The organism is Oscillibacter sp., from assembly GCF_031978065.1.
GTDB lineage: Bacteria > Bacillota > Clostridia > Oscillospirales > Oscillospiraceae > Oscillibacter.
Window position 1 is genome coordinate 45597 of record NZ_DALZCH010000004.1, and the last position, 17493, is coordinate 63089.

The following is a 17493-nucleotide window of genomic DNA, read 5'->3' on the forward strand; positions in this document are numbered from 1 at the left end:
AATAAAAGCCGTTTTTCGGCTTTGGCAAGATAAAAAGGAGGAAGTGTCATGGTTCGCTATTCGTTCATCGGCGCCACGGGATATGTCTGTGGAGAGCTGCTTAGGATGATGGTCAATCATCCCGGGGCGGAGCTTGTCAACGTGCTGGATACCTTTGGGGTGGGCAGCAAAATTCAGGAGTCTCACCCCGCTCTGCGTGGCTTTTACGACAAAGACATTATGGAGCTGACGGAGGAAAATGTACGTCTTACCGCCCGGGCGAGCGATGTTGTATTTATTGTCGTCCCCTCCGGCGAGGTGGTTCAGTTCGCCAGAATCGTTCTGGGCGAGGGCAAGAAACTTATCGACATCGGCGCTGATATCCGCTTCCGGGACGCTGAGGTCTGGAACAAGTGGTACAGCGCCGAGCATCCCGACCCCGACATGACCCGGGAGGCCGTTTACTGCATTCCCGAAGTGATGCGCGATCTGGCCCGGGGCAAAAACCTGATTGCGAACCCCGGCTGCTATCCCACCGCCTCCACTCTGGGCCTTCAGCCCATGCTGAAAGCGGGCCACATCGTGGAAAACACCATTGTAATTGACGCCAAGAGCGGCTACACCGGCGCGGGTCGCCGTCCGGGGCTGAACAAGCTGCTCACCGAGGCGGAAAATAACTTCTGTGCGTACAGCCTGAGCTCGTCCCACCGCCACACCCCCGAAATTGAGCAGAACATCGCCTACATCACCGGCCAGGACACTATGAAGCCGGAAACCTGGCAGTACATCAACTTCCAGCCCCACCTCCTGCCTCAGGTCCGCGGCATCGAGGTCACCATTTATGCCACGCTGGATCGGGACTACACCAACGACGAGCTCTATCAGATGTATTCCGAGTTTTACAAGGACGAGCCTTTTGTCATGGTCTACCCCGCCAGCCAGCCCGTGCAGACCAAGTGGGTCTATGGCACAAACCTGTGCGCTATGACCCCCGTGTATGACGCGCGGACCCATCGTCTGATCGTCAGCTCCGTAATCGACAACATCGGAAAGGGCGCGGCGGGTCAGGCCATTCAGAACATGAACCTCATTATGGACCTGCCGGAAACAACCGGCCTTCTGGTCCCGCCCATGTATCCGTAATTTTTAGGGTCTGCTTCCCATTCATATTCAGAGAGGAGTCATGCATATGGCATATCAAGTGATTCAGGGTGGAGTTACCGCTCCCAAGGACTTTACGGCCGGAGCTGTTTACGCGGGGATTAAAAGCCGCAAAAAAGAAAAGCCCGACGTGGCCGTTTTGTATTCCGAGCAGCCCTGCGCCTGCGCAGCCTGCTTCACCACCAACAAGTTCTGCGCCGCTCCGGTAATTCTGGGCCGGGAGATTCTTAAAAAGGGCAAGGCCCGCGCCATCGTCATCAACAGCGGCAACGCCAATGCCGCCACCGGCGAGCAGGGCATCCGGGACGCAAAGCTGGTGGAGACGGGGACGGAAAAACTTCCGGGCCTTGGTGAGGACGAGGTGCTTGTCTGCTCCACCGGCGTCCTCGGGCAGCGTCTTCCGGAGGATAAGGTCCTGGACGGCGTGCGCCGCGTGGTTCCTACCATGTCTGCCGATAAGGGGACAGAGGCCGCCTGGGCCATCATGACAACCGACACCATGCGCAAGGAATCCGCCTATGAGCTGACCCTTTCCGGCGGGACCATCCGCATCGGCGCCATGGCAAAGGGCTCCGGCATGATTCACCCCAACATGGCCACCATGCTGGCCTATGTCACCACCGACGCCAAGGCCGACTCCGCGGATTTGCAGAAGATGCTTTCCGCCGCGGTGGACAAGAGCTTCAATATGTGCACGGTGGACGGAGACACCTCCACCAACGACTCCATCTTCCTGCTGGCCAACGGAGCCTCCGGTGTGGAAATTAAAACGGAAGAGGACAAGGCTGCTCTGGCAGGCTTAATTGAGTACATTTGCATCGACATCGCCCGGCGCATCGCCTCCGACGGAGAGGGCGCCACCCACCTCATCGAGGTGGAGTCCTACGGCCTGCCCACCGAGCACGACGCGCGGCTGGTGGCCAAGTCCATCGCGGGTTCCATGCTGTTTAAGGCCGCCGTTTTCGGACGGGACGCCAACTGGGGCCGCATTATGGCCGCCGCGGGCTATTCCGGCGCGGACGTGGACCCCACCCGGGCGGACTGCATCATTAAGAGCGCCGCTGGCGAGGTGCAGGTGATGAAAGACGGCTTTGGCACCGATTTCAGCGAGGAAAAGGCCAAGGAAATCCTCACCGAGCATGATATCACCATCATTGTCCGTTTCTATCAGGGCGACGGGCAGGCCAAGGCCTGGGGCTGCGATCTGACCTATGATTATGTGAAGATCAACGGCGACTATCGCTCTTAAGGAGGATACATATGACCAACATCGCAAGTAAGGTGGAAACCTTGATGGAGACGACGCCCTACCTGCAAAAATATGCCGGTAAAATCGTCGTCATCAAATATGGCGGCAACGCCATGATCAACGAAGAGCTCAAGGACGCCGTGCTGCACGACGTGGTGATGCTCAAGCTCTTGGGCCTGAAGCCCGTGCTGAGCCACGGCGGCGGTCCCGGCATCAACAAAATGCTGGAGACGCTGAACATTCCCGTGGAGTTTATCGGCGGCCTGCGCTACACCTCCGAGGATATTATGCGGGTGGTGGAAATGGTGCTGGTTGGGCAGGTAAACACCGAGCTGGTGGGCTTTATCAACAAGCTTGGCGGCAAGGCCGTGGGCCTGTCCGGCGTCAGCGGGGACATTTATCACTGCCACAAGCGCAGCGAAAAGCTGGGCTATGTGGGTGACATTGATTACGTGGACCCCACTTCTATTCTCGCCATGCTGGACGCGGGCTTTATCCCTGTGGTCGCCCCCGTGGGGACCGACGGGCAGGGCCACACCTACAACATCAACGGCGACACCGCCGCAGGCAAGCTTGCCAGCGCGCTGGGCGCGGAAAAGCTGGTGCTGCTGACGGACATTGAGGGCCTTTGCAACGACATCAAGCTGCGAGACGTCATCAGCTATCTCAACACCGGGGACGTTCAGATGCTCAAGGACCGGGGGACCATTGCGGGCGGCATGATTCCCAAGGTGGACTGCTGTGTGCAGGCCATCGAAGAGGGCGTTGGCAGCGTGCACATCATCGACGGGCGCAAACCCCACAGTATCCTGTACGAAGCTTTTACCGACGAGGGCATCGGCACCACCGTGGGGACGGAGCGGCCCAGCGTGGGCATTAAATAACCAAAACAATATTTCAGATAACTACAAGGAGGGAACCACCATGATTGAGCTCTACAAGACTAACGCGGAGGTCATTGAGGCCGGTGACAAGTACCTGTACGGCAACCATGTCCGTATGCCCATCTCCATGGAGCGGGGCGAGGGCGTCTATGTCTTCGACAAGGACGGCAACAAGTATCTGGACTTTGTGGGCGGCATTGCCGTCAACGGTCTGGGCCACTGCCATCCCGCCATTGCAAAGTGCCTGCGGGAGCGGGCCGAGACGATTCTGCACTGCTCCAACTATTTTTACAACGAGCCCGCCGTGCAGACCGCCAAGCTGATTGTTGAAAACAGCTGCTTTGACAAGGTTCTGTTCGCCAACTCCGGCGCGGAGGCCAACGAGGGCCAGATCAAGCTGGCCCGCAAGTTTGCCAAGGACCACGACCACCCCGAGCGCTTTGTGGTCATCACCATGAAGAACTCCTTCCATGGCCGCACGCTGGCTACCGCCACCGCCACCGGCCAGTATGCCGTGCACCGCTTCTTCGAGCCCCTGCCCACCGGCTTCCGCTATGCCGAGTTTAACAATCTGAACTCCGTGAAAGATCTGATGGACGAGTATGTCTGCGGCATCCTCACCGAGCCTGTGCAGGGCGAGGGCGGCGTTCGTCCCGCTTCTCAGGAGTTTTTGCAGGGCCTGCGGGACCTGTGCGACGAGAAGGGCATTTTGCTGATGTTTGACGAGGTGCAGGTCGGCTCCGGCCGCACCGGCAAGCTGTTTGCCCATCAGAACTACGGCGTGGATCCCGATACCTGCTCCATGGCAAAGGCGCTGGGCTCCGGCGTTCCCATCGGCGCGGTCTGCGCCCGTGGCGAGGCCACCCAGACCCTCACCCCCGGCACCCACGGCTCCACCTTTGCCGGAGGCCCCTTGGCCTGCGCGCTGGCTGCCACCACGCTGGACGTGATGCTCAACGAGGGCGTCATCGACCATTGCGCCAAGGTGGGCGAATACTTCCGCCAGCAGATGCGGGACGTGATCGCCGCCAAGCATCCCTCCGCCGTGAAGGAAATCCGGGGCCTCGGCCTGATCGACGGCATCGAGCTGAATCAGCCCTCCGGCCAGCCCGTGGTGGACCTGTGCTTCAAGGACAGCAACGTTCTGATCAACAACACCAATGGGAACGTGCTTCGTTTTGTGCCTCCCCTGATTGTCACCGAGGCAGAGATTGACATTGTAATCAAGGCCGTGGACGACGCCATGACCAAACTGGGCTGGTAAAGCCCTTCCCGGCAGCCCCTCTTCTCCGCAGGCCGATTTTTTGCGGCGCGGGGAAGCAGACCGCTCCGGTCTGTTAGCGCCCGAACCCCTGCATGAGTGGTTTTCGGAGAGAAAAGGGCGGCATAACTGCGAAATGTCGGTTATTTCATCGAAGAGAAGAACTCACCAAATTACCGTAAAAGCACACCTCTGAACGAATACATTGGCGATCAACAAAAATCGAAATGAAAAGTGAAGAAAGGTTGGTAAAACGATGAGTGGAGAAAACAAGGTAAAAGAGCCCAGAATGCCGAGACTGTGGGAGGCCCTGCTGACCATGCTGTTCCTCGTGGCCATGCTGGCAATTGGCATCGTTGTCTACGGAGTGGATCCCCACGTTCCCATGTTTATCGGCGTGATCGGCGCCGCACTGATGGCACTGTATCTCGGCTACAAGTGGGAGGACATTGAAAAGTCCATGATGGACGGCATTTACAAAGCATTGCAGTCTATCATTATTCTCACAATTATCGGCATTCTGATCGGCGTGTGGATTGACTCGGGCGTCGTTCCCTCTATGATCTACTACGGCCTGAAGGTTCTCAAGCCCAGCATCTTCTTTATCGCAGCGCTGCTGATTTGCTCTGTCACCTCTCTGGCCACCGGCACCTCCTGGGGCACGATGGGCACCATGGGCGTGGCTCTGATGGGCATTGGCATGGGCCTTGGCATGAACCCCGGCATGACCGCCGGCGCGGTCATCTCCGGCGCATACTTCGGCGACAAGATGTCCCCCTTGTCCGACACCACGAACCTGGCCCCCGCTATGGCCGGAACCGACGTGATGACCCACGTCAGATTTATGATTCTTCCCACCGCCGTGGTCTACGCTGTGTGTCTGGTGGTATACGGCGTTTTGGGCTTCACCCAGTATCACGGCGGTGAGGCCGATCTGAGCCAGGTGCAGGTCCTCTCCGACACGCTGAGCGGCCTGTTTAACGTCAATCCGATTCTGCTGCTGCCTCCCGTTATCGTGATTGTGGCGGTGGCCTGCAAGATTCCGGCTATCCCCGGCATCACTCTTGGCATTCTCTCCGGCGCTCTGTGCGGACTGATCTTCCAGCCGGACTGCACGCTGGGCACCCTTTTCTCCTGCGGCATGGGCGGCTATGAATGCAACACCGGTGTGGAGTCTATTGACAGCCTGCTTTCCAGCGGCGGCCTTATCAACATGATGTTCTCCGTCTCCATGACCATCATCGCCATGATGTTCGGCGGCATTATGGAGTATACGCATCAGCTTGAGGTCATCGTGAACAAGCTGAAGGTGCTTGCCAAGACCCCCGCCACGCTGGTCACTCTTACCGAAGCCACCTGCGTGATTTCCAACGCCACCATGCCCGAGCAGTACATCTCCATCGTGGTTCCCGGCCGGATGTACGCCGAGGAATACCGCAAGATGGGCCTGCATCCCAAAACTCTGTCCAACGCCTTGGAAGGAGCAGGCACCGTTACCTCGGCCCTGATCCCCTGGAACACCTGCGGCGTGTTTATTTTCAGCACCCTGGGCATTACCACCGCCCAGTATGCGCCTTACGCCGTATTTAACTGGCTGATGCCCATCGTCGTGATTGTGATGGCCTTTATGGGCCTGACCGTGGCCGATGCGGACGGCGTGCGCCTGGCAAGTAAAAAGAAGGGTGCGGCGCCGGTAGCCAAATAATTTAAAGACAGGAAGCAAACATATGTCTGCAAACCAAACTCGTTATCCCCAATTGGAGATTGATTTGGATAAATTGCAGGAGAATCTGGCAGCGCTCATTGAGCGCTGCCAGGATTCCTGTGTGGAGGTTGCCGGCGTTGTCAAGGGCGCCACGGCGCTTCCGGAGGTGGCGCGGGTGTTCGCCCGCAGCGGCGTGCGATTCGTGGCCACCTCCCGCATCGATCAGCTCCGCGACCTGCGCGCCGCCGGGATTGAGGCGCAACTAATGCTGATTCGCGTTCCCATGCTCTCCGAGACGGAGGACGCGGTGGCATTGAGCGACGCCAGCCTGCAAAGCGATCTCACCGTCATCCGCGCCATGAACGCCGCTGCAAAACGGCAGGGTAAAATTCATCAGGTTCTTTTGATGATTGACCTTGGCGATTTGCGGGAGGGCTTTTGGGACGCGGAGGAAGTGGTGGACGCGGCTTTGGAAATCGAAAGCAGTCTCAAAAACCTCCGCCTGATCGGCGTGGGCGTCAACCTGAGCTGCTATGGCTCTGTGAAGCCCAACACAAGGAACATGCAGGGGCTGGTTTCTCTGGCGGCAGACGTGGAAAAAGCCATTGGCCGCCCTCTGGAGTATATCAGCGGCGGCGCGTCCACTTCCATGTACATGGTTCTGAACGGGACCATGCCCTGCCGCATGAACCTGCTCCGTCTGGGCGAAATTGTCCTCACCGGGCAAATTTACGGATGCAGCCCGGACTTTACCCACAAGGACGTATTTACCCTCAAAGCGGAGGTTGTAGAATGCCGGGACAAGCCCAGCTTCCCTGTGGGAGAGCTGACGGTGGACGCTTTCGGCAAAATTGCAAGCTACGAAGACCGGGGTATCCGGCGGCGGGCTTTGGTGGCTCTTGGCCGAGTGGATTACGGCGATTTTGCCGACATCAGGCCCCGGCTTCCCGGTGTGGAGATTCTGGGTGCTTCCTCCGACCACACCATTTTGGATGTGGAGGCTGTAAAGGATCAAATTCAGGTAGGCGACGTGCTGGAATTTGACGTGGCCTACCCCTCTCTGGTGTATCTGACCAACACGAACAGCGTGGAAATTACCTATGGGGGCGGAGAACCGCGTTAAGCTCCACAACCATCTCTCTTGAACTTACTAGCAGGGCCTCCGCAAGCGGAGGCCCTGCTCATTTTTTACAGAATCAGGCTGTCTGCCGGGATTGAAATTGCAATTTATGAAGGTAAAAAATTTTTACGCTATTTGTTTAATGCGTTATTTGCTAAAACCGCAATATTTAGCATTGAATATGATCTTCTTTTGGTAAAACCCACTGATATGAGTGTATTGACAATTAGTCTTTAAAGGAATATGATACATTTTGCTCTTCTTTTTGAATATTAATAAATTTTTGTAACTTTTTGAATTTAGGCAATATAATAGTCTGCCGTTCTGCCTCTAAATGCATTGCCAGACACTCTGGTTTTTTTAATAAAGACAAATTACGTACATTCCTGGTGTTCTTAGTTTGCTGAAATGCGCGCTTTTGCTTTCTCGGAGACACGCTGACAAAAGACCATTTTGGCGCAACACACAAAGAGAAATTGACACTGCAAGCACAAAATATATAGCAACATTGGGTGTGGGAGGATATATTATGAGAAATTTAAAAATTTCCAGAAAGCTAACCATTGGGTTCGGGACCGTTTTTGCTCTGCTGATTATTTCAACCGTTATTTCCTTATTTAGTCTGAATACACTGTATTCGCAGATTACCCGATATCAGGACGACGCTCTTCCAAACACCGTAAATGTCTGGACTTTGCGCAGGTATAACATCTCCCTGCAACGGTACATGGCTCTGGTGTTTCTGACTGACGACGCATCGCAGCAGCAGAAATATATAGATAAAATTACATCCGAGCAGGCCGGGCTTGACGAAGTGCTGGTGGATTTTAGGGCGGCTTCCGGTGCAAGTGAGGAAACCCTAAAGAGTCTTGATGAAATTATGGAACAAAATGCGACCTATCAGCAGGTCCTGCTTTCTTATGCAGAGCGCGGCACTGCCGATTCGCTGGAGCAGGGCAAACAGCTATTGATCGACGAGTATATTCCCAATGCCTCACAAGTTGGGGATGTTGTGAACGAGGTTGCGGAAACCATCAACACCCGCATGAGCGAGCTTAACGCGCAAGCCGCGCGGACAAGAGCAATCTCGCTGGCTGTTCTTGCGGGATCGGCGCTATTTTCATTGTTTTTCTGTATCATCATCACCATTATGATTACCCGCTCGATTGCAAGGCCCATTAGGGAAATTGAAGGCGTATACAAAGAAATCGAAAAAGGCAATATGCGCGCTCAGGTTACTTATAAGAGCAAGGACGAGCTGGGCCGTATGGCTGACAGCATCCGAAATGCAAATGAAAAGATACTGTCTTACATACAGGACATCGGGGCCAAGCTGGAGCTTCTCGCAGGCGGAGATATGAGAATACGGGTTGACTTGGACTACGAGGGTGATTTCAAGCCCATTAAGCATGGCCTTGCAGCAACCGCTTTATCGCTCAACAACGTGCTCTCTGCCATTAACGAGGCTTCAAATCAGGTTGACACAGGCGCGGGACAGGTTTCCAGCGGGGCGCAGGCTCTGGCAGCGGGAACAACCCAGCAGGCTGCGACCGTAGAAGAACTGAACTCCTCCATCACCAGCGTCTCTCAGTTGGCCGAAAGCAATGCGCTCAGCGTAAAAAAGGCCTCTGAGTACGTAAATCAGGTCGGTGAGAGCACAGCAGTCAGCAACGAGTATATGCAGCGTCTTAACACCGTCATGAAAGATATCGGCGACTCTTCTCAGCAGATATCAAAGATTACAAAGCTGGTGGAAGACATCGCGTTCCAGACAAATATTCTTTCCCTGAACGCCGCTGTCGAGGCTGCCCGTGCCGGAAACGCCGGTAAGGGCTTTGCCGTTGTCGCCGACGAGGTTAGAAACCTCGCGGCCAAGTCCGCCGAGGCCGCGCAGCAAACCGCCGAGCTGATTGAAAAGTCCGTGTCCACAGTTGCGGAGGGTGAAAAGCTGGCGGCGGATACTCTTGCGCGTCTGGCCGACGTTTCCGGAAAAGCCGGTATGGTCGTGCAGGCAATGCAGGAAATCGAAGCCGCCTCCTCTGAGCAGGCGGCTTCCATAGAGCAGGTCAGCGAGGGCCTGACACAGGTTTCCACCGTCGTTCAGACGAATGCCGCAACTGCCGAGGAAAGCTCCGCCTCCAGCGAGGAGCTGGCGGCGCAGGCACAGGCTTTGCAGCATGAAATCGCAAAATTCAAGCTGGAGGATCATGACAGCGCCGTACAGCCCTCCTTCAAAGACCCGGAGACAGGCGCGGAGTCGGTCGAGGCTGTTTCGGAATCCCGGGCGGTGCTTACCGCGGGCCGGGGAAAGTATTAAACACAGTTCATGGGAATGCACCACCGGTAGTGGTGCATTCCCATGAATATTCATAGCTTTCCACAGCACTGCCCGGAGCGGATGGGCGCGTCTATCGCGGCGCGCAGCCGCGTCGGCGTCCCGTCAAGCACGGCCCTTTCCGGCATTGCGAAGCTATAAAAAGCGCCCCTTGATTTCTGTTGAAATCAAGGGGCGCTTTTGTCTTCTTATAACGCCTTCAAATCAGGGAAATCCTTATTTCCGCGGATTCTTAATGGCAGCCTGCGCTGCTGCAAGGCGGGCGATGGGCACGCGGAAGGGAGAGCAGGACACATAGTCCAGACCCACCTTGTGGCAGAACTCCACGGAGGTGGGGTCGCCGCCGTGCTCGCCGCAGATGCCAAGGTGCAGATCGGAGCGGGTCTGGCGGCCCAGCTTCACAGCCATTTCCACCAGCTTGCCCACGCCGGTCTGATCCAGATGGGCAAAGGGGTCGGACTCGTAAATCTTCTTCTCGTAATAGGCGTTCAGGAACTTGCCTGCGTCGTCACGGCTGAAGCCAAAGGTCATCTGGGTCAGGTCGTTGGTGCCGAAGGAGAAGAAGTCGGCCTCCTTGGCAACCTCGTCGGCGGTGAGAGCAGCACGGGGAATCTCAATCATGGTGCCGACCTCATACTTCATGTCGACACCGGACTCCTTGATAAGCCTGTCGGCCACGGCCACCACGATTTCGCGAACGTACTTCAGCTCCTTCACCTCGCCAATCAGGGGAATCATGATGTTGGGGGTGATGCTGTAAACGCCCTTCTTGGTGACGGCGATGGCGGCATTGATAACCGCAGTGGTCTGCATCTCGGCAATTTCCGGATAGGAAACGGCCAGACGGCAGCCGCGATGGCCCATCATGGGGTTAAACTCGTGAAGGCCCTCGATGACGTTTTTCAGCTTCTCCACGGTGATGCCCAACTCCCCGGCAATCTCCTGAATGTCGGACTCCTTGGTGGGCAGGAACTCGTGCAGAGGGGGGTCCAGGAAGCGGATGATAACGGGGCAACCCTCCATGGCTTCGTAAATGCCCTCAAAGTCGCTCTGCTGATAGGGCAGAAGCTTTTCGAGAGCCTTGCGGCGCTCCTCCTACGTATCAGCCACGATCATCTCCCGCATAGCCTTGATCCGCGAACCCTCAAAGAACATATGCTCCGTGCGGCAAAGGCCAATGCCCTCCGCGCCAAAGCCGCGGCCCTGGGCAGCGTCTCTGGGCGTGTCGGCGTTGGTATAAACGCCCATCTGACGATACTCGTCGGCCCAGCCCATCATACGTCCGAAATAGCCGGTGTTGGGGTCGGCGGGACTGGTACCCACGGCTTCGCCGTAGATATTGCCGGTGGAGCCGTCCAAAGAAATCCAAGTCCCCTCGGAATAGGTTTTTCCGCCCAGCTCAAACTGCTTCTTCTCATAGCTCACCACGATTTCGCCGCAGCCGGACACGCAGCAGGTGCCCATACCACGGGCCACCACGGCGGCGTGAGAGGTCATGCCGCCCCGGACGGTGAGAATGCCCTGCGCAACCTGCATTCCCTCGATATCCTCCGGAGAAGTCTCCAGCCGGACCAGAATCACCTTTTCGCCCCGGTCGGACCACTCCTTGGCGTCCTCGGCGGTGAAGACCACGCGGCCGCAAGCAGCGCCCGGAGACGCGGCCAAACCCTTGCCGATGACGGCGGCCTTTTTCAGGGCCTCAGGGTCAAACTGGGGGTGCAGCAGTGCGTCCAACTGCTTGGGGTCCACGCGCAGGACGGCTTCCTTCTCGGTAATCATGCCCTCGTCCACCAAATCCACAGCCACCTTCAGAGCGGCGGCGGCGGTGCGCTTGCCGTTGCGGGTCTGAAGCATATAGAGCTTGCGGTCCTGAATGGTAAACTCCATATCCTGCATATCGCGGTAATGAGCCTCCAGCTTGTTGGCAATCTGGGCAAACTCCTCGTACACCTCGGGCATCTCGTCCTTCAGCTTGCTGATGGGAGAGGGGGTACGCACGCCAGCCACCACATCCTCGCCCTGCGCGTTGATGAGGTACTCGCCAAACAGGGCCTTTTCGCCGGTGGCGGGGTTACGGGTGAAGGCCACGCCGGTGCCGGAGTTATTGCCGGTGTTGCCGAAGACCATGGACTGGACGTTGACAGCGGTGCCCCAGTCGTAGGGAATCTCGTTCATCCGGCGATAGAAGTTGGCCCGGGGATTATCCCAGGACCGGAACACGGCCTTCACAGACTCCATCAACTGGACCTTGGGGTCCTGCGGGAAGTCCTCGCCCTTTTCCTTCTTGTAAAACTCCTTGAATTTGACGGTCAGCGCCTTCATATCCTCGGCGTCCAGATCGAGATCGTTTTCCACGCCCTTTTTGGCCTTCATCTCGTCGATGATTTCCTCGAAGCGCTTCTTGCTCAGCTCCATCACCACGTCAGAGAACATCTGAATGAACCGGCGATAGGAGTCATAGGCAAAGCGGGGATTGCCGGTCTTCTTGGCAAAGCCCTCCACGGCCACGTCGTTCAGGCCCAGATTCAGGATGGTGTCCATCATGCCGGGCATGGAGGCCCGTGCGCCGGAGCGGACGGAAACCAGCAGCGGGTCGCTGGGGTCCCCGAACTTCTTGCCGTTTTCCCCCTCCAGCCAGGTCATATTCTCCTCAATCTCCGCCTGAATGCCGGCGCTAATCTGGCGACCGTCGGTATAATACTGGGTGCAGGCCTCGGTTGTGATGGTGAAGCCCTGAGGGACGGGCATCCCGGCCAGAGTCATCTCGGCCAGGTTCGCGCCCTTGCCGCCCAGCAGCTCGCGCATTTCCTTATTTCCCTCGGAAAATTTGTAGACATATTTTTTTGCCATGTGTTTTTCCTCCGTCTTAGAATTGCCCTGCGGCAGGGAAAGCCAGTAAACGATTGCCTCAAGAATTGAATAGAATCATTATATAGGGATATGAAGGAAAAGACAAGTCACAATTCAATCAGACGAACTACGGAGAGCAAAAATTGCAAGGGAAATTTTGTGCAATTTCTACAACGCGTGTAAAATTTAGGCCTAAAAACGGAGCGAGTTGATTTATTCACATATTTGACATATAATACAAGCAACTGTAAAATAGGTAAAAACTATGAGGAGGGCCAACCAAATATGCCTTTTCACTTCAATTTTACACCGGGAAACGGCTTTGATCCCAGCGGCTTCGGGGGCTTTGGCGGCCCTCAAGGCAGCGCAAACAATGCCCCTCCCCCACCGTCCGCGCGTCCCAAAAAGGAGCGCAAGCCCCGCAAGTCTGTGGGCAATCGATTTACCCGTGTGCTGCTCAATCTGCTAGTGACGCTGGCGGTTGGGCTGGTTTACTTTTATGTAAATCTGCCCGCGCTGAATTTCCAAAGTCAAGAGTTTTATGTGTTTCTATTCCTGCTGTGCGCGGTATACTGCGGCTGCGCGGTGCTCACCTCCGGCTTTCAGGGCGACGGGGCGAAGGGGTACTTCCATTTTGTAAAAAAACAATGCACCATCCCCTTTTCTCTGGCGCTGGCAATGATTATTGTGACGGCGGTGGGCTCGCTTGCGGGCTGGGTGGTCATTCGCGCCAAGAGTTACAGCGAGCTACTCCCGATTGAGACGGGGGACTTTGCGCAGGATGTGGACGAGATTTCCTATGACCAGATTCCCATGCTGGACGCAAACTCCGCCGTGCTGCTGGGCAACCGGAAGCTGGGCGAGCTGGCGGACATGGTTTCCCAGTTCGAAATTCTCAGCACCTACACCCAAATTAACTACCGGGGCCGCCCCGTCCGGGTCACCTCTTTGGCCTATGGTGACGCCATCAAGTGGTTTACCAACCGGGCGCAGGGCCTGCCTGCCTATCTGATCATCGACATGGTGACGCAGGACGCGGATGTAATTCGCCTTCCCGAGGGCATGAAATACACCGTGGCAGAGCACTTTGGCCGCAATCTTAACCGGCATCTGCGGTTTCAGTTCCCCACCATGATGTTTGACACGCCGGTGTTTGAGATTGACGAGGAGGGCGTTCCCTATTGGGTCAGCGCCCACATCGTGAAGACCATCGGTTTGTTTGGCGGCGTGGATATCCATGGCGCGGTGCTCACCAACGCCATCACCGGCGAAAGCACGTATTACGAGGATGTCCCCACTTGGGTGGACCGGGTATACAACAGCGATCTGGTGATGCAGCAGTATGACTATTACGGCAGCTATCACAACGGCTTTTTCAACTCCATTTTCGGCCAGCGCAACGTGACCCAGACCACCGACGGCTATAACTATATTGCCATCGGAGACGACGTGTATATGTACACCGGTGTCACCTCCGTTACCTCCGACGAGTCTATTATTGGCTTTTTGCTGTGCAATCAGCGGACCAAGGAGACGCATTTCTACTCCATCGCGGGGGCCACGGAGTATTCCGCCCAAGGCTCCGCCCAGAGCAAGGTTCAGCAGATGAACTATCAGGCCACCTTCCCCCTGCTGTTGAACATCGCCGAGCAGCCCACCTATTTCATGGCGCTGAAGGGCGCGGACGGTCTGGTGAAGATGTATGCCATGGTCAACGTCCAGCAGTATCAGATTGTGGCCACCGGATCCACCCTTGCGGAGTGCGAAATCAACTACCGCACGGCTCTGGCCGACAATAAACTGATTGACAACGATCAGGCGGAGGTGGTCCCCTCCGATCAGCAGGAAATTTCGGGCATTCTGGCGGAAACCCGCTCAGCAGTGATGGACGGAAACAGCTACTACTTTCTGCGCTTGGAGGGAGCGGACACGTTCTACGCCGTCAGCGCAGCAAAAAATCCTCTGGCGGTGATTCTCAACGTGGGCGACCGGGTGCGTGTCACCTATACCGCAGGCAGCGAGGGCAGCATCCTCACGGCGGGCAGCGTGACGGCAGAGGGCAAAACGGCGGAGTCGGTTTTGCCGCCCGCCCAGACGGACGTTTCGGAGCCCGAAGGAGCGCAGACGGAGCAGATGCCCGCTGACGTGCAGGCTCCCGCTGAGGTTGCTTGAGTTCTTTAACCCTCTGCGGGACGATCAAACGTGGTCGCAAAGGTTTCTATCTGAACTTTCGCATAATCAAGCGCATCAATCGTAATTGTGCTGTGCGCAAAAAAGCGGTGGACGGTCATATGACCGTCCACCGCCATTTTTCGCAGGTGCTGATATTACTTGTGCACGCAGAGCTTTTCATCCGTATAGCTGAGGTGGGCCGTGTCGCCGGATTTTAGGCCCCCGCTGAGCAATTGCTCGGCCACGGCGTCCTCCACCTTGCTCTGAATGGCCCGGCGCAGAGGCCGCGCGCCATATTTGGGGTCGAATCCCTCCTTGGCAAGGGCCTCCACCGCCGCGTCGTCCGCCTCCAGCTTCACGCCCATGGCGGACATGCGCTTTTCGGTGGCCTTCAGCATCCGGCGGGCAATTTCGGTGATGTCCCCCTGCGTCAGGCGGTGGAAGACAATGATGTCGTCAATCCGGTTCAAAAACTCGGGACGGAAGGTGCGTCGCAGCTCATCCAGCACCAGCTCGCGGGCCTTTTCATAGGCTCCCGCTTCATCGTTTACAGCCGCGCCGCTGTCAAAGCCCAGCCGGTTTCCGGCGGAGGTAATGCTGGACGCGCCCACGTTGCTGGTCATGACGATGACGGTGTTTTTAAAGTCCACGGTGCGGCCCTGAGAATCGGTGATGCGTCCATCTTCTAGAATTTGCAGCAAGATGTTCCACACATCCTCGTGGGCCTTTTCAATCTCGTCGAACAGCACCACGGAATAGGGCTTTCTGCGGACCTTTTCCGTCAGTTGTCCGCCCTCCTCGTGGCCCACGTAGCCGGGGGGCGAGCCAATCAGGCGAGAGACGGTGTGCCGCTCCATATACTCGGACATATCAATGCGGATCATGGCCTTCTCGTCGCCGAACATGGACTCTGCCAAAGCCTTGCTCAACTCGGTTTTTCCAACGCCCGTGGGGCCGAGGAACAGGAAGGAGCCGATGGGCCGCTTGGGGTCCTTTAACCCCACCCGACTCCGGCGAATGGCTCTTGCCACAGCCGCCACGGCCTCGCTTTGGCCCACCACGCGCTGGTGAAGTTCGTCCTCCATCTGCAACAGTCGGACGCCCTCGTCTTCTGTCAGGCGGGTGACAGGGATTCCCGTCCACTCCGCCACTACGGCAGCCACGTCCTCCGCCCGCACCGGGCGGTGAGAAGAGTTGTTTTTGCGGCGTTTGTCCCGCTCCAGCTCTGCCTGCTCCTGATAATCTTTTTCGATATCCCGGAGCTGGGCGGCCTTTTCATAGTCCTGCGCCGCAACGGCGGCGGTTTTGTCCTTTTGCAAGGCCGCGACTTTCTCCTCCAGACTCTTCAGCTCTTCAGAGGGCTCTTCCTCTTCCATCCGTACTCTGGAGGAGGCCTCGTCCATCAGGTCAATGGCCTTGTCGGGCAAAAACCGGTCGTTGATATACCGGGAAGAAAGCTCTACGGCGGCGGAGAGGGCCTCGTCGGTAATTTTCAGCTTGTGATGCTGCTCATACCGCTTGCGCAGCCCCTTGAGAATTTCAAGACTTGCCTCCTGCGTCGGCTCGCCCACCTGAACAGGCTGGAACCGCCGCTCCAAAGCCGCGTCCTTCTCGATATACTGGCGGTACTCATTCAGCGTGGTCGCACCAAGGCAGCGGATTTCGCCCCGGCCCAGTGCGGGCTTAATGATGTTGGCCGCGTCCACCGCGCCCTCGGCGCTGCCCGCGCCCACAATGGTGTGTAGCTCGTCGATGAAGAGAATTACGTCGCCGTCCCGCTTCACCTCGTCCAGCGCCTTTTTGATGCGCTCTTCAAACTCACCCCGGTACTTCGTCCCGGCCACCATGCCCGAAAGGTCCAGTGAAAGGACCCGCTTATCCAACAGCTCGTCAGGCACATCACCCATCGCAATTTTCCGGGCCAGCCCTTCGGCGATGGCGGTTTTGCCAACCCCCGGCTCTCCAATCAGAACGGGGTTGTTCTTCGTGCGGCGGGATAGAATTTGGATCACTCTTTGAATCTCCGCGTCCCGGCCGATTACCGGGTCTAGCTTACCGGCCCGGGCACTTGCGGTCAGGTCCCGGGTAAACTCCCGCAGGGTTTTGTCCTGACTGTCATCCCGAACGCCCCCGGAGGGCCGGGTTCCCTCCCGGCCTTGCGCCCGGGGAGCCTCGTTCATTTTCTGCATCAGGGCGGTATAAAGCTGCTTGGCATCCATCCCGGCGGTCCGCAGGATGCGCACCGCCATGTTGTTCCCTTCCCGCAGAAGGCCCGCCAGCAAATGGGCGGTGCCCACAAAGTTATAGCCGCCTCGGGCCGCGTCCTCCGCGGCCAGCTCCACCACCCGCTTGGCGCGGGGAGTCAATCCCTGCGCGGGGTTGCCGCCGGGCAGGCCCGCCCCCACGCTCTTTTTAATAATTTCCACAATCATGCCGTCGGTCAGTCCGGCGGTTTCCAGCACGCCGTGAGCCGTGCCGTTGGGTTCTCTTAAAAGGCCCAACAGAAGATGCTCGGTCCCCACGTAGCCGTGGCCCAGCTCTCCCGCCGCCTCCTGTCCCAGCCGCAGGGCCTCTTCGGCTTTGGGGCTGAATCTTGTCTCATTCATTGTTTTTCTCCCCTTTCAAAGGAAAGTCCTTGTTATTCCGCCTTGGGCGGCGCCTGATCCTTGGCAGGCGCATGGTTCTGCGGTTTTTCCTGCTCCAACTCCCGAATCTGGTCCCGAAGCTGGGCGGCCTTTTCAAAGTCCTCCCGCAGCACAGCGGCTCTCTGCTCCAGA

General features: G+C 57.2%; 10 protein-coding genes and 1 pseudogene. 8 read left to right on the forward strand and 3 right to left on the reverse strand.

Annotated features, from left to right (window positions below; all coding sequences use genetic code 11):
• Positions 1–48 precede the first annotated feature (48 nt).
• From argC to RTK01_RS01255, 7 genes are all read left to right on the forward strand, one after another.
• Positions 49–1122 (forward strand): N-acetyl-gamma-glutamyl-phosphate reductase, encoded by a 1074-nt coding sequence (gene argC / locus RTK01_RS01225; RefSeq protein ID WP_312279222.1) that lies wholly within the window; start codon positions 49–51, stop codon positions 1120–1122.
• Positions 1123–1168: 46 nt separating this feature from the next.
• Entirely contained in the window at positions 1169–2389 is a 1221-nt protein-coding gene (argJ, locus tag RTK01_RS01230; protein WP_312279223.1) for a bifunctional glutamate N-acetyltransferase/amino-acid acetyltransferase ArgJ, read from the forward strand.
• A gap of 11 nt (positions 2390–2400) precedes the next feature.
• Positions 2401–3273 carry an acetylglutamate kinase gene (gene argB / locus RTK01_RS01235; protein WP_312279224.1) on the forward strand — a complete coding sequence of 291 codons (873 nt, stop codon included), beginning with the start codon at positions 2401–2403 and terminating at the stop codon, positions 3271–3273.
• A gap of 40 nt (positions 3274–3313) precedes the next feature.
• Entirely contained in the window at positions 3314–4537 is a 1224-nt protein-coding gene (locus RTK01_RS01240; RefSeq protein ID WP_312279225.1) for an aspartate aminotransferase family protein, read from the forward strand.
• A gap of 286 nt (positions 4538–4823) precedes the next feature.
• Entirely contained in the window at positions 4824–6239 is a 1416-nt protein-coding gene (gene nhaC / locus RTK01_RS01245) for a Na+/H+ antiporter NhaC (protein ID WP_312279226.1), read from the forward strand.
• Between the two features lie 22 nt (positions 6240–6261).
• A complete protein-coding gene (locus tag RTK01_RS01250) occupies positions 6262–7362 on the forward strand; it encodes an alanine racemase (protein WP_312279227.1) in 1101 nt (366 codons plus the stop codon).
• Between the two features lie 526 nt (positions 7363–7888).
• On the forward strand, positions 7889–9676 hold the full coding sequence (locus tag RTK01_RS01255; RefSeq protein ID WP_312279228.1) for a methyl-accepting chemotaxis protein: 1788 nt from the start codon (positions 7889–7891) through the stop codon (positions 9674–9676).
• A gap of 234 nt (positions 9677–9910) precedes the next feature.
• Here RTK01_RS01255 and ppdK read toward each other — a convergent pair.
• Positions 9911–12544 (reverse strand): annotated as a pseudogene (gene ppdK / locus RTK01_RS01260) (pyruvate, phosphate dikinase).
• A gap of 285 nt (positions 12545–12829) precedes the next feature.
• Between ppdK and RTK01_RS01265 the strand changes: the two are divergent.
• Positions 12830–14716 carry a CvpA family protein gene (locus tag RTK01_RS01265; protein ID WP_312279229.1) on the forward strand — a complete coding sequence of 629 codons (1887 nt, stop codon included), beginning with the start codon at positions 12830–12832 and terminating at the stop codon, positions 14714–14716.
• 155 nt (positions 14717–14871) lie between these two features.
• Here the strand turns inward: RTK01_RS01265 and RTK01_RS01270 are convergent, their stop codons facing one another.
• Complete coding sequence (locus RTK01_RS01270; protein WP_312279230.1) at positions 14872–17322, reverse strand: ATP-dependent Clp protease ATP-binding subunit; 2451 nt, start codon at positions 17320–17322, stop codon at positions 14872–14874.
• Positions 17323–17354: 32 nt separating this feature from the next.
• Positions 17355–17492, reverse strand: a complete 138-nt coding sequence (locus RTK01_RS01275; RefSeq protein WP_312279231.1) for a UvrB/UvrC motif-containing protein — start codon at positions 17490–17492, stop codon at positions 17355–17357.
• Position 17493: the final 1 nt, after the last annotated feature.

Bases quoted from the DNA above. Each gene is read 5' to 3' on its own strand.
- argC (WP_312279222.1), top strand. From the start codon at position 49: ATGGTTCGCTATTCGTTCATCGGCGCCACGGGATATGTCTGTGGAGAG.
- argJ (WP_312279223.1), top strand. From the start codon at position 1,169: ATGGCATATCAAGTGATTCAGGGTGGAGTTACCGCTCCCAAGGACTTT.
- argB (WP_312279224.1), top strand. From the start codon at position 2,401: ATGACCAACATCGCAAGTAAGGTGGAAACCTTGATGGAGACGACGCCC.
- RTK01_RS01240 (WP_312279225.1), top strand. From the start codon at position 3,314: ATGATTGAGCTCTACAAGACTAACGCGGAGGTCATTGAGGCCGGTGAC.
- nhaC (WP_312279226.1), top strand. From the start codon at position 4,824: ATGCCGAGACTGTGGGAGGCCCTGCTGACCATGCTGTTCCTCGTGGCC.
- RTK01_RS01250 (WP_312279227.1), top strand. From the start codon at position 6,262: ATGTCTGCAAACCAAACTCGTTATCCCCAATTGGAGATTGATTTGGAT.
- RTK01_RS01255 (WP_312279228.1), top strand. From the start codon at position 7,889: ATGAGAAATTTAAAAATTTCCAGAAAGCTAACCATTGGGTTCGGGACC.
- RTK01_RS01265 (WP_312279229.1), top strand. From the start codon at position 12,830: ATGCCTTTTCACTTCAATTTTACACCGGGAAACGGCTTTGATCCCAGC.
- RTK01_RS01270 (WP_312279230.1), bottom strand. From the start codon at position 17,322: ATGAATGAGACAAGATTCAGCCCCAAAGCCGAAGAGGCCCTGCGGCTG.